This window comes from Pedobacter mendelii, assembly GCF_014635725.1.
GTDB lineage: Bacteria > Bacteroidota > Bacteroidia > Sphingobacteriales > Sphingobacteriaceae > Pedobacter > Pedobacter mendelii.
The window spans coordinates 254,242-267,585 of sequence record NZ_BMDJ01000005.1 but is presented as its reverse complement, the minus strand read 5'-3'; the positions used below and the strand labels follow the sequence as shown (position 1 = coordinate 267,585).

Genomic DNA, 13,344 nt, shown 5'->3' with positions numbered 1-13,344 from the left:
TTTTAACTAATAGATATGAAAATGGCTAATGGGTTTAATCTAGGTTTGTTAAAATATGTTAATTCTTATTTAATTGAGAAATTGATTTCTGCATTTGAGACATCATTTGTGTCAAGGTTTCCATAGTTGGATCGGGCGTTGGTTCGGGTAATGATGTAGATATATATGCCTTTGCTTTCCAAATTTCTAAAATATCATCTGCGGCAATTGTGTAGGCATCATAAACTTTATTATCCGAAATCAATTTCAAATTTTTGTTTTCCCTGAAACGATTACCTGCTCTTTTATACACCACACCTTCATTCTTGCTGATAACAACATACGTTTCTCCTGTTTTAACCTCGTTCCAATTATCTAAGTATTCGCCAATAATTACACTTCCTGGTTGAACCGGCAACATACTATCGCCCATAATTTCAAAAGCACGAAAAGTTCCCTGGCGTAAAGCGGGGATAGGTAGTTGAAATTTAGGGAGGTCGCTTATATACTGCGGATCTGAAAAACCATTTAAATAACCAGCACTTGCCTTAACAGGAACTAATTCTATATTTTCTCTGTCATTTGTATCCACAGAAATACTTAGTACCCTTAAATTAGAACCCGAACTTTTTAGTTTAGGCTTCCAACTATCTGATATTTTTTCATTGATGAACTCATCGATAGTTAAATCAAAATATTCAGCTATTTTTTTTAGCAAATCATACTTTGGTTCGGCTCTGTCTTCCTCATAAGCACCAATAAGAGATCTCTTTATTTCCATTACATATGCAAATGCCTGCTGTGTATGGCCTTTTTTCTTCCTTAGGTACTTTAAATTATTTGAAATATTTGACATAAAAATAAATTTTAAAATAAATTTGGAATTACTAAAATAGTTAGTAATTTTATGCTCATAAAGTTAGTAATATTATTTTGATTTGCAAGAAGGTATACTAAATAGTTTAGTTTAAATTTTAAATGCGTTATTATGAAAAAGTTTGTTTACATCGTTACCGACAGAAATCGTACAAGCATGCATGTTGGCATGAGTTCTGATTTAATTAAAACATTAGATTTTTACAAGCAGATGCCAAACTTGTTTTTTGATAATGGAAAGCAGTTAACCCGTTTAGTTTATTTTGAAGAATTTAAAACTGAAGCACAAGCATTAAGTCGCTTTAAATTGGTTAGCAGATTTACCCGTATGCAAAAAGAGCGTTTAGTAAGATCATGCAATCCAGATTGGATAGACTTGACTGTAGGATTGGATTTTGAAAATATCTTACTTCATAGAAATTTAACCAACCAGGTTAAATTATCATTCAGCAGCCTATCTTAATTTATTAAAATTGATTTATTATGATCATAAATGTTGACCCTTTTTAAATGATAGAATGTTATTATAACAACACTCTATCATTTAAAAAATTATTCTTTTACCAACCAGGTGCAAATGTTAACCCAAATACGCCAGTTTTAACATCTTTACGTTGAAATGGAATTGCATAATATGGTTCTAGCACAAAGTAGTTAAATACATTTACACGCAAAGAAATACCAACACTCATTACCGGAACTCTTTCATTTGTTGTTTGATTGGCTCCAACAACTTGTCCATTTTCATCTAAAATTGGTGTAGTGGTATACGTTGGTTCTTTTTTAAATACAACATTAGTGTTGTTCGTCCATGCAACACCTGCATCAAAGAATAAGTTTAAATCTGTAAATAAAAATTTAGAGGGAATTGCAGTTAATTTCTTTGGACCAGTAAAAGGTAAACGAACCTCGAAATTAAAAACTGCCAATTTGCTACCACTTAATTGATTAATATTATAGTTATCACCAATGGTAGCAGAACTATTTTTATAAATAGAATTAGCTTCGTAACCTCTTATTAAATATGGATAACCAACATACATTGGATATAATCTATCAGCATCTGTTCCAATTCTCAATATATTATAAGAACGTGCTGCCAAGGTGATTGGCTTAATCCTCCAGTATTTACGTAAGTCTGCAGTAATACCATAAAACTTATAGGTTCCGAAATATAGCTCTCCACTTACGCGATACCTGAAACCATCTAATGGAGCTGTTAAACCAAAAATCGAATTATCACCTATAAAACCTGCATTTAATTGGTATAAAGTAAATGAATTAAACGGTACACCATAGTCTGTAGAAGCTTGTTCATTTGAAACTTTGCTTCTGTCTGAGCCTAGGTAATAACCATCTGTACTGTAATAATTACTGTAACGGTCAATTCGGTAGCTGTAATGTGAAAATGCACCCCCTAATTCAAAACGATGAATTTTGCTGAATGGATAAGAACCAAACAATTGAAATTGATCTTCAAATGTTCTTATAATATCAGTGCGATAATTAATTGCGTCAATTGTTGTATTTCCACTTGGAATTTTTTCAAAGCCGTAAGAGCTGAAGCCTGAAACATAAGGTATATGAGATACTGCTGCACCCCAGTTTATTCTGCTTTTTTGATTGATATAACCTACAAGACCGCCGAAATCGTAAATTTCTCCGTTAACAGATAAGTTTGCGATAATTTGATTTGTACCCAAAATATCACTAAACATTCCAATAATGCCACCTTGTACACCTGTTCCAAATCTACTTGTAGAAACCCCAACACCACTATTCGCCAAATAATCTAATCGAAATTTAGGTTTATAAGGAACAGTTTTCATTGAATCTGCAATTATCTTCTCAAACCTGTCGAAATTATTTAAGTTTGAATTTATAATATTAACACCAATATTTTCCATTGGAGGAAGAATTGCTGCATCAAAATTTTCATCTTGATTGCTGATTCTTTTTGGCTTGAAGCTGTTAAGATTTGCATTATATAAAGTATATCGCTGGTAGCGATAATAGCTGTAAACGATATCATTAGTTTTAGACACTGAAATGGCAGGAGAAAATTCAGTAATACCACTTATTCCTGTAAAATAATCTGTTAATTGATCAACAGAATTATCATCAAAAGTATATTTATATAAATTTCTAAAACCATCTCTGTTGGATAAGAAATATATGTTTTTGCTATCTGGAGAGAATTGTGCATTTAAGTTATTTGCACCTGAAAAAACATCTATATTGTTCACAGTTTTAGATACAATATCGAAAATTGCAAGATTTATCGGATTTACTGCAGCTATATTTTTGTTCTGAATTGCGCCTCTATCCGATGAGAAAACTAATTTTTTTCCATCCGGCGAGTAACTTGGTGCGTAATCAGAAAAAATATCGTTTGTAATTTGGGTAACCTGTTTAGTATCTAAGTTGTAAGAAAATATATCACTTTGCCCTTCAACCATTCCTGAGAACGCAATATCTTTTCCGTTTGGAGCCCATGTTAAATTGCCGAATTGCGAAACATCGCCCATGGCTGTTTGCGAAATAGTAGAGCCATTAGCTACATCAATTATTAACATTTGATTTTTACCATGACTAAAAATACTAAATGCAAATTGTTTACTATCAGGCGACCATGCACCTGCCGATTCTATAAAGTTAAAGTCGTCAATATGTCCGTTTGAAATTTGACTTGTTAGCTTTCTAATTATTCTGCCAGTTTTAGCATCGGCAAGAAATAAGTCGATTCCAAACAAATCTTTTTCCGACATGAAGGCCACAAATTTCCCGTCAGGACTGATAGCAGGAGCAACGTTCATATTCCCTGCATTTTTATTGTCGATTATTTTTGTTCCAGTAATTTTTATTTGAGAGCTATCTGCCTTTAACATGGGTTTATAATGGCCATCAATTGCATTTTTCCATAAACCCGATAATGTTTTATCATCATAGCCAAACGTATATCTTATGGCATTTTCATAACCATACTTTGCCGTGTTTTTAAATAGGGGTACAATTGTAGTATCGCCATATTGAGAGCCAATATAAGTCCAAAATGCTTGTCCGTAGCGATAAGGGAAATACTTGTTTGAGTTAGTTAGATCTTTTAAAGATGGTATATCGCGATTTAGCATTGCATCACGCATCCACATTGATGTAAATGCATCCCGTTTACCGATAGATAAATATTCAGCCATTCCTTCAACCATCCACAATGGGGTTTGCCCAACGTTTTCTAAACTGATAGAATCTTTTTCTAGCAATAAATGATACTGAAAAGCGTGAACCAACTCATGACCTAACACATGCCTTGTTTGGCTATTTAGTTCCATTATAGGCATAATTACGCGATTTTTTAAAGCTTCAGTAACACCACCGGTTCCTATGCCAATTTCACCGTTAAGTGCTGTAGTTTGTTGAAAATCAGGATGATTATTATAAAGAATTATTGGGTTTTTCTTCATAAATGTGTCTCTAAAAACTTCCTGATGCATTTTATACCAGGTTTCTGCATCCTGAGAAAATTTCTTCAATAAACTTTCATTTTTGATGTAATAGTAGATTTCGAAATGAGGTGTTTGTAAAACCTTAAAATCAAGATTTTTATACCTTACTTTGTTTTGGCCGAAGTACTGTGCCTGAGCAGAAAAAGATAATATGATTAGAAGCAAAGCTGGTAAAAACTGCTTTAAAATAGTAGAGCTTATTTTCATACGTTTGGTTTTAGTAGTAAATATTTTTTAAAAGAATAAATGTTAATTAGTTATTGCCATTTTTATTCTTTTCTCGTTCTTCTTGTCGTTGTTTTCTTTTAAGCTCTCGCTCTTCTTTCTTGGTTAATGGGGCAACTACCGCAGGCTGAATAGGTATAGGTTCAGTTTTTTTCTCTTCTTTTTTTATCTCAGATTCTGTAGTGGTTGTTGGCGTTGTTGTTTCAGGACTCATTGGATCTGCAATATCAGTAGAATCTATTAAAACACTATCCGTTGAAGTGGTATCTTCAACAATTCTTGGGCTCGGACAATTAATTGTTCTGGTAATTTCTACCGTAGCTTTAGGAAAAGGACCATAAGTATATCCAGAATTAGGATCATGATAAACTTTCTCCATAAATTTGGCAAAAATAGGTAGTGCAGTTCTTGAACCTTCACCCTGTTCGCCATTTTTAAAATGAGCTGTGCGTTCATCGCAACCTACCCAAACACCTGTAACTAAATCTTTGGTGATACCCATATACCAAGCATCAACATAATCAGATGAAGTACCGGTTTTACCACCAATTTGATTGTTCTTTTTCCATAAATCCCATTCCCATAAAGCCTGAGAAGTACCACCCGGTTCTTCCATACCACCACGGAACATGTATAACATTAACCAGGCAATTTCTTCAGTTAATACTCTTTTTATTTTGGGTTTAAAATCATCGATAACATTATTATCCTGATCTGTAATTTTTTCAACTAAAATAGGATCGGTTTTAACACCTTTATTCAAGAAAGTGCTGTATGCCTTAACCATTTCGAAAACAGAAACATCGTTAGAGCCTAAACTTACAGAAGGAACAGATTCTAAATGACTATCAATACCGCATTCGTGTGCCCATTTAACAACATTATCCCAACCAACTTTTTCGGTAACCTGAGCAGTAATCGTATTTACCGATTTTGCCATTGCCCAACGCAAACTCATTTCCCGATAAGTAACGCTATAATCTGCATTTTTAGGTTCCCAGTATTTGGTTTCGCCTTTATCCTGATAAGCAATTTTTACAGGTTTATCAGTAAACTTATCGCATGGACTCATGCCTTGTTCAAGTGCAGTTAAATATGCGAATGGTTTAAAGGTAGAACCAGCCTGGCGTTTCGATTGATTTACATGGTCGTACTTGAAAAATTTATGATCAATACCACCAACCCAAACTTTAATTTTTCCACTTGCAGGTTCCATAGTCATCATACCCGTATTCATGATTTTTCCATAATAGCGGATGGAATCTAAAGTAGAAAATAATGTATCTCTATCGCCTTTGTAGGCGAAGATTTGCATCTTTTTCTTTTTATTAAAGTAAGCAGTAACAGAATCAGGATTATTTACAAATTTCTTTTGAAGCAAACTGTAAATTGGCAAATTTTTCATTGCCCTATCTGGATAATCTACTTTGTTTTTCTCAGAATCGTACCATGGATCTTCATTTCCCCATACACTGTAAAACCTACGTTGCAAAGTTTTCATCTGCTCCTGAACGGCTTCTTCTGCATATTTCTGAAGTTTTGAATCAATTGTTGTATAAATTTTCAAACCGTCTTCGTATAAATCGTACCCATTATCTTTGCACCATTTTTCAAGATATTTAGATACGGCAGCGCGTAAGTAAGAATCGCCATCGCTTCCATCTTCTAACTTACCTTCCTTTAGTTTTATTGGCTCTTTTGATAATTCCTCCAGACTATCTTTACTTAAATATTTATACTTATTCATTTGGCTTAATACCGTATTTCTCCGCACTAAGGCCTTTTCAGGATTCTTAGTCGGGTTGTAAAGCGTGGTACCTTTAAGCATTCCAACAAGTAGTGCGCCATCTGTAGTTGATAAGTCTTTAGCTTCTTTATCAAAATAAATTCTGCTTGCTGTTTTTATACCATAGGTATTATTTCCGAATGATACGGTGTTTAAATACATAGTTATAATATCGTTTTTAGAATAATTAGATTCTAACTTAACAGCTGTCATCCACTCTTTTAGCTTCACAATTAAGGTTCTAACCAGCGGAATTTTCACTAAAAACCCTTGCGATTTATTGTAACGTGTACGATATAAATTCTTAGCTAATTGCTGTGTAATTGTGCTTGCTCCGCCATCTTTACCGAAACCGATAACCGCACGGCCAACTGCCTGAAGATCGATTCCCCAATGTTTATAAAAACGAACATCTTCTGTAGCAACTAAAGCATTTAAAACACTGGGAGAAATTTCATTGTAATTAACTGGTGTTCTATTTTCTTTAAAATACCTTCCAATTAACTTTCCATCAGAAGTATATAGTTCTGAACCTACTCTTAATGTTGGAATTTTAATGTCATGATAACTTGGCGAATAACCAAATAGCCATAAAAAGTTAAGTTGAAGTGCAGAGAAGAATATTATTATAAAAAAAATACTAATTGCAGAATAACGTAAGTACTTGTTTTTTATCTCTTTAAACATATTGGTTAAGATGATGTATTTGGTAAATGCTTTGACGCTAAATATAAAAAACTCTAAATGCAAATTAACGTATTTAATTTACTTATTTTTTAGTCTATATTTAACTAATTGATTACTGGATTTATAGCATACATTACAAATATGAAGAACGAATTTAAAAGCTTGATAATACAAGGAGATAAAAAATTTTCGATAAAAAATACTAAAACTGATTATATTGGAGTGTATAACAAGGAAAAAGCAAAGGATGCACTAATAAATTCTAAAATTGAAATAGACCATTTACAAGAAAAACTTTATGCATCAGGCACATATTCATTATTAATTATTTTTCAGGCAATGGATGCCGCAGGGAAAGACAGCGCAATAGAACACGTAATGAGTGGTTTAAATCCTCAAGGTTGCCAGGTTTTTAATTTTAAAGTGCCCACTTCAGAAGAATATGCACATGATTTTTTGTGGCGCCATTATAAAGCCTTACCAGAAAGAGGTAGAATAGGTATTCATAACCGTTCGCATTATGAAAATGTTTTAGTTTGTAAGGTTCATCCTGAATATATTTTGAGTGAGAAAATTCCTGGTTTTGCTAATGAAAAAAAAATAAATAAAGATTTTTGGAAGCAACGTTATCAAAGCATTCGCAATTTTGAAGAGCATTTAACTGCAAATGGAACTGTAATCTTGAAATTCTTTTTAAATGTTAGTAAAGATGAACAAAAACAGCGATTTCTGGAAAGAATAGGAGACACTACAAAAAACTGGAAATTTTCTTCTGGTGATATTAAAGAAAGAGCTTTATGGGACGATTATATGAAAGCTTATGAAGACGCAATAAATGAAACATCGACAACAAATTCGCCTTGGCACATTATCCCTGCGGATAAAAAATGGTTTGCCCGTTTGGCAATAAGCGAAATTATTGAGGATAAACTAAAGAGTTTAAACCTTAAATTCCCCGTTTTAGAAGAAAATGAGCAAGAAAAATTAACAGAAACAAAACTTGCTTTACTCGCAGAGTAGTTTAATTATAAAATTATTTTAAAATGAACGTAAAAGTTCTTAAAGCGAATAAATGCTTCCTTTTAAATTAAGCGTAGAATAATTTGATAATTTTATTCATTTTGCATTGTTTTAAATAGTAAATCATTATGAGAATATTTGCATTGTTTATTATAAGCTTAATTGCTTTAAATCCTTTTCAGAAATCTATGGCACAAACCAATGAGAAACAAAGGCCCGCTGTTTTAAATCATATTGCTGTTTATGTTGCAGATTTAAAAGTTGCCACTGATTTTTATGAAAGTATTTTCAATTTACCTCAAATTCCTGAACCTTTCCATGATGGAAAACATACTTGGTTTAGTCTTGGTAATGCTGGGCAGCTACATTTAATTCAGGGTGCAAAATCAAAAGAATTGTACGATAAGAATGAACATTTATGCTTTAGCGTTCCATCAATTGATGTTTTCATAAACAAGTTAAAATCAAAAAATATCATTTTTGAAGATTGGGCAGGTAAAGAAGGTGAGGTAAATTTAAGGATTGATGGTGTAAAACAAATTTACTTTAAGGATATTGATGGGCATTGGCTTGAAGTAAACGATAGTAAATAATAATTTCTACAAAAAAAAATGACCACCGAACTAAATAATGATATTTTCTATCAAATTGGCAATCAATCCAAAGATGTTTACTTTGTTTACAACTTTGAAGAACAAACCTTTAAATATTTAAATTCTTCGTTCGAAGATGTTTTTGAATTGAGTGCAGAATCAGTTCTGAATAACCCAAATTTATTATTAAATTGTGTTCATAGCGAAGATAAAGGGCTTGTTATCAACTGCTTTAAAGAATGTACTGGCAAAAAAATAGCCCGTAAGTATGAGTTTAGAATTGTTTGTAAAGATGAATTTATTAAATACATTAGAGTTAGTGTTTATCCTGTTTTATCACAAGGGAATTTAAAACAGCTAACAGGTATAGTTGAGGACGTTAGCATCGCTAAAACCAATAATTTCCATATTGAAAAAATTAATGCCCGTAAAAATACAACGCTTGAAATTGTATCTCATGATTTGAAAGAACCATTAGCAATGATTGGTCTTGCCGTCTCTGATTTATTAAGCAACAGTTTGTTCGATGGTCAGGATAGAATTTTAAAATCGTTAACATTTATTAAAGATATGTGTGAGCGTAATGTTTTGCTTATCAGAAACTTAATTAACCATGAATTTCTAAGCTCTTCTGAAATAGAAATTAGAAAAGAAAGGGCTGATTTAATATGCGAGATTAAAGATGTAATTGGTTTTTACCAATATGCAGAGTTAAATCTTTTTAGAAGTTTTGAATTTATTAGTAGCGAAAAGAAGCTTTATGCTATGATTGATAGCATGAAATTTATGCAGGTAATTAATAACCTCATATCCAACTCGATTAAATTTACACCTGCAAACGGATCCATTAAAATAGAGGTTCAGGATAGGGGTAATACTGTTTTAATTTGTGTGAGTGATAATGGTATTGGTATCCCACAGCATCTTCAGCCATATCTTTTTGAACGATTTAGCATTGCAATGAGAGAAGGTTTGCATGGGGAACATTCCTGGGGCTTAGGAATGTCTATTATTAAAACCATAATAGAATTGCATCATGGCAAAATATGGTTTAATAGCGTAGAACATCAAGGAAGTACCTTTTACATTGAAATTCCAAAATAAAATGCAAGTGTTTTCAATTTTTCTTACAGCTATTTAATAAAAGAAAAAATTTCTTTTAATTTACTTTTCAAAGATGTTATTTGATATTAGCTTAATTTTAACTAATTCTGCTGGTTAGCATATATAAAATGGTTTTTTACACAGCCAGCCGCTCATACAATCAGATTATTTTCTTATTCATTTTTCCGAAATAATTATTCACAATTACTTTTTAAATCTATTCACTTTATTCAGAAGGCGAATAATTTTTTCATTTTACTTAATTTGGCTTAAATCATAAGTAGCTTATCAGGATTGATAGCAATGATTAATTTAGAGGATTGCAGGTTATTTAGTGACCTGCAATTTTTTATATTCTAAACATGATTATTCTATAATCAACTTTGTTAATTATTAGCATCTCAACTAACATGAAAGAAGTTAATCAAAATACATCTATTCACGAGTTAGATAATATTCGTGAGGGAGATACAATCAGACAGCCTAATGGAAAATCTGGCGAAGTTGTTAAAATACAAATTATATGTGCAAGAGGGAAAAAGCAATATTTTTATAAATTAAAGAACGACGGAACTATTTTTATTGCTAAATAATTTTTCATAAAAAAAGGAAAACCCTACTTTTGTATGGTTTTCCTTTTTGGTTTAATTTCTAATTTGTTATGGTGTGCCTGCCCTTCGCGGATTCCCCACTCACAGGACTTATTTTTCGGTTGTTTCTTTTAATGATAACAAGTTATGCAATGAAAGGTTTTTTACCTAAAATATTTATAAACACCTGTGGAAAAGTGTTAATAACTTTCATTTTAGTCTAAATCATAAGTTTTAATAAATGCTCATTTTGATAATTCATTTGAGTTAACATCTTTAAAAATTTCATTTAAAACTCCTGCTAACCGAATCGATGCTTGTTGAATCCTTAATTCTATCATTGAGATATGCTTTTGATAATATTCATCACCAATATTACGTGTTTTCATCTCATCTACTTCTGCATAAAGTTCTGAACTTATTTTATAACTTTCCCAAGCCCAAATAATAGGTTCGTCTCGCTGCCATCTTCTAACTTTTCGTTTAGATATTTTACTGAATTTTAAAGCAAGGCTATCAAATTTTAACCCACCATGTTCTAGTAATTTGGTGTCGATAAGGCTGTGTAGGTTTGTTCCTTTACCTTCATAGTTTAATTGTATCGTGTTACCACCTTTATCTTCCGCTCTGCTAACATGCATTGGCTGGTGTATATCACCAACAAAATGAAGCAAAAATTTTAAAGCTTCAGTCTTTTGCTTTTTAGTTATGCTTTTTTGCTTAAGTGTTTCCTCTGCTTTTAACAATGCGCTGTAAACGTTGGCTTGCTTTAAAGTATCTACCATGTTTTTAAATTCTTTAAAACTCAATCCTAATGGTACGTTTAGAAAATGCCAGTTAGCGGTTTCTTTAAGTTCTGGATATTTTCTTGCCTCGTCTGCCCAGGTGCAAGCTTCTGCAATACTGGTATCGCCTAATAATTCTTTAACCGAAGCCTTAGCATTTGGACTTAAATAATTTTCTGTTAACTGGCCTATAGTTCTGTGTCCTGTATAACCCCAGGAAATTAAAATTAAACAGACTATAATGGTTAATGTTGCGATAGGGAAACGATAATTCATATGTATTTTAAATATTCAGCAAAGTTAATTGCTTACCGTAAATTTAAAAGAATGTCATTAAGCCGTTACCAAAGTAATTTTAATTATCTAATAAGATTATCAAAAATTGGGTCGTTGTAATCAGAAACTACCTTTATAACATTGGGGTAGTTATTGAAATCTTCAGCATGATGCGTTGTATTTAAAACGATACAAGGCATATTAGCATTTAGAGCAGCTTCTACACCTTTTGGAGCATCTTCAAAAACTAAACATTCTGTAGGATCTATGCCAATAATTTTTGCTCCCTTTAAAAATGTTTCAGGATTTGGCTTGCTTGTTTTTACATCATTTGCGCTTACAATTGCTTTAAAATAATTACGAATGTTTAAACCATCTAATACATAATCTATATTAAAAGGAATTGCTGCTGAACCGATAGCCATCGGGATATTTGATTTGTTAGCTATTTTTAAAATTTTATCTAATCCTGCCACCAATTTTAGATGCGGAAGATAGTCTTTTTGATAAATTTTTTCCTTTTCAATTGATATTTCATCCATCTGTTTTTGAATAAAATATCCTTCTCCAAAAACTCTTACTAGCAGCTCCTCGTTTTTACCATACATCTGCTTTTTAACGTCAGCATAACTAATTTTTGCACCCAAATCATTTAATATAATATGCCAGGCTTTATTATGAAATTCCATGTCATCAATCATGGTACCATTGAGGTCGAAAATTAAGGCTTTTGGTATAAATTGCATAATTAATTTTAAAACGTAAATGTAAAAAACTCTTATACTTATTTATTGCTTTGGAAAGATAAAAAGTATGAAGATGATAGAAAACTCCAGAAAAAATCTTTCACCTTGATATGAAATTTGAAAAGACCGATAAAATTTTTAATGGTTTTAGATATAATATACTTATGCTAAAAATAAACTCAAAGCAAAAAAAAGGGATTCACACCAAGTGATAATAATAATACAAGGTGTAAACCCCGAAAGGATTAAATTTATAGAGTGACTATATTAAATTAAAGAACATTGGAATGGATATGCTTTTTAAATATGTTGTATCAGAAAAAGCTATAGAAATTAGAAAATGATTTATTCTAGATTATTATCTTTAGCATAAGTTTTTAAATATTTCTTTAACATTTCTCTGGCAACAAATATTCTAGTTTTAACTGTTCCTAAAGGAATATGAAGTATTTCGGCAATTTCATGATACTTATAACCTTCAAAATAGCGAATAAATGGTGTGTGATAGGCTTCAGGTAAACTTGCAAGTGCTTTGCCAATATCACCAATTACAAATTTTTCCTCCGCTTGATTTCTTGTTGCACTATGCATTAGATTTACAGCAGAAATTTCATCAGTTTGTATAATTAAAGTTCTGGTTTTTGCAAGTTTGCGATAGTTATTAATAAAAGTATTTCTCATTATAACAAATAACCAGCCTTTAATATTTGTTCCTTCTTGAAAATTCTCGTAAAACCTGATAGCTTTTACAAGAGTATCCTGAACCAAATCATTTGCATCTTCTACATCATTTGTAAATTTCAATGCATGTGATTTCAATGAAACTGAATGGGAATTAATTAAGTGATTAAATTCAAATGTTGTCATGTTAATAGGATTATGATGTCGAAATTATTTTAACAAAACCTATACCATGGTTAATTTTTAATGGGAATGGACTAATTTTAACTACGGTTCATAAATAGCCATTAAAATAAATTAAGCTATAAACCTAAGTTGATTTACCATAAATTGATTTATAAATTAAGTATTTATACGTTGTAGAATAAGTAGTTTATCATAAGGTGAAAATTTTATAATTATCTTTTTTCTACCATTGATAATAATCGTGTTCTAATTTATGTACTAAATTTTTTGTTCATAAAAACTAATTATTGTTGATTCATTATTGAGA

Annotated in this window: 11 protein-coding genes; 5 read left to right on the top strand and 6 right to left on the bottom strand. The window is 31.5% G+C overall.

The annotated features are described in order from the left end of the window. Positions 1-58: 58 nt before the first annotated feature. Complete coding sequence (locus IEV50_RS11240; RefSeq protein ID WP_188414200.1) at positions 59-835, bottom strand: XRE family transcriptional regulator; 777 nt, start codon at positions 833-835, stop codon at positions 59-61. Between the two features lie 132 nt (positions 836-967). On the opposite strand from IEV50_RS11240, the gene IEV50_RS11235 reads away from it, so the two are divergent. Next, on the top strand, positions 968-1,318 hold the full coding sequence (locus tag IEV50_RS11235) for a GIY-YIG nuclease family protein (RefSeq protein ID WP_188414198.1): 351 nt from the start codon (positions 968-970) through the stop codon (positions 1,316-1,318). Positions 1,319-1,415: 97 nt separating this feature from the next. Here IEV50_RS11235 and IEV50_RS11230 read toward each other — a convergent pair whose 3' ends face one another. After that, the gene (locus IEV50_RS11230; protein WP_188414196.1) at positions 1,416-4,565 is read right to left on the bottom strand and encodes a peptidase MA family metallohydrolase; all 3,150 of its coding nucleotides are present in this window, start codon (positions 4,563-4,565) and stop codon (positions 1,416-1,418) included. A gap of 46 nt (positions 4,566-4,611) precedes the next feature. Continuing rightward, a complete protein-coding gene (locus tag IEV50_RS11225; RefSeq protein ID WP_188414194.1) occupies positions 4,612-7,056 on the bottom strand; it encodes a transglycosylase domain-containing protein in 2,445 nt (814 codons plus the stop codon). A 141-nt stretch (positions 7,057-7,197) separates the two neighbouring features. Between IEV50_RS11225 and IEV50_RS11220 the strand changes: the two genes are divergently transcribed. From IEV50_RS11220 to IEV50_RS11205, 4 genes are all read left to right on the top strand, one after another. Then, positions 7,198-8,076: a polyphosphate kinase 2 family protein gene (locus IEV50_RS11220; RefSeq protein ID WP_188414192.1), complete on the top strand. Its 879-nt coding sequence runs from the start codon at positions 7,198-7,200 to the stop codon at positions 8,074-8,076. A 128-nt stretch (positions 8,077-8,204) separates the two neighbouring features. Beyond that, positions 8,205-8,669 (top strand): VOC family protein, encoded by a 465-nt coding sequence (locus tag IEV50_RS11215; RefSeq protein WP_229746705.1) that lies wholly within the window; start codon positions 8,205-8,207, stop codon positions 8,667-8,669. 18 nt (positions 8,670-8,687) lie between these two features. Continuing rightward, positions 8,688-9,773 carry a PAS domain-containing sensor histidine kinase gene (locus tag IEV50_RS11210; RefSeq protein ID WP_188414190.1) on the top strand — a complete coding sequence of 362 codons (1,086 nt, stop codon included), beginning with the start codon at positions 8,688-8,690 and terminating at the stop codon, positions 9,771-9,773. 410 nt (positions 9,774-10,183) lie between these two features. Beyond that, positions 10,184-10,366 (top strand): hypothetical protein, encoded by a 183-nt coding sequence (locus IEV50_RS11205; protein ID WP_188414188.1) that lies wholly within the window; start codon positions 10,184-10,186, stop codon positions 10,364-10,366. Positions 10,367-10,608: 242 nt separating this feature from the next. Here IEV50_RS11205 and IEV50_RS11200 read toward each other — a convergent pair whose 3' ends face one another. From IEV50_RS11200 to IEV50_RS11190, 3 genes are all read right to left on the bottom strand, one after another. Then, positions 10,609-11,424, bottom strand: coding sequence for a S1/P1 nuclease (locus IEV50_RS11200; RefSeq protein WP_188414186.1), 816 nt, complete (start codon positions 11,422-11,424; stop codon positions 10,609-10,611). An 83-nt stretch (positions 11,425-11,507) separates the two neighbouring features. After that, positions 11,508-12,170, bottom strand: coding sequence for an HAD family hydrolase (locus IEV50_RS11195; RefSeq protein ID WP_188414184.1), 663 nt, complete (start codon positions 12,168-12,170; stop codon positions 11,508-11,510). 345 nt (positions 12,171-12,515) lie between these two features. Next, the gene (locus tag IEV50_RS11190) at positions 12,516-13,037 is read right to left on the bottom strand and encodes an RNA polymerase sigma factor (RefSeq protein WP_188414181.1); all 522 of its coding nucleotides are present in this window, start codon (positions 13,035-13,037) and stop codon (positions 12,516-12,518) included. Positions 13,038-13,344 lie beyond the last annotated feature (307 nt).

Coding starts and splice junctions, on each gene's coding strand:
- IEV50_RS11220 (WP_188414192.1), top strand. CDS start 7,198: ATGAAGAACGAATTTAAAAGCTTGATAATACAAGGAGATAAAAAATTT.
- IEV50_RS11195 (WP_188414184.1), bottom strand. CDS start 12,170: ATGCAATTTATACCAAAAGCCTTAATTTTCGACCTCAATGGTACCATG.
- IEV50_RS11205 (WP_188414188.1), top strand. CDS start 10,184: ATGAAAGAAGTTAATCAAAATACATCTATTCACGAGTTAGATAATATT.
- IEV50_RS11235 (WP_188414198.1), top strand. CDS start 968: ATGAAAAAGTTTGTTTACATCGTTACCGACAGAAATCGTACAAGCATG.
- IEV50_RS11225 (WP_188414194.1), bottom strand. CDS start 7,056: ATGTTTAAAGAGATAAAAAACAAGTACTTACGTTATTCTGCAATTAGT.
- IEV50_RS11240 (WP_188414200.1), bottom strand. CDS start 835: ATGTCAAATATTTCAAATAATTTAAAGTACCTAAGGAAGAAAAAAGGC.
- IEV50_RS11200 (WP_188414186.1), bottom strand. CDS start 11,424: ATGAATTATCGTTTCCCTATCGCAACATTAACCATTATAGTCTGTTTA.
- IEV50_RS11215 (WP_229746705.1), top strand. CDS start 8,205: ATGAGAATATTTGCATTGTTTATTATAAGCTTAATTGCTTTAAATCCT.
- IEV50_RS11230 (WP_188414196.1), bottom strand. CDS start 4,565: ATGAAAATAAGCTCTACTATTTTAAAGCAGTTTTTACCAGCTTTGCTT.
- IEV50_RS11210 (WP_188414190.1), top strand. CDS start 8,688: ATGACCACCGAACTAAATAATGATATTTTCTATCAAATTGGCAATCAA.
- IEV50_RS11190 (WP_188414181.1), bottom strand. CDS start 13,037: ATGACAACATTTGAATTTAATCACTTAATTAATTCCCATTCAGTTTCA.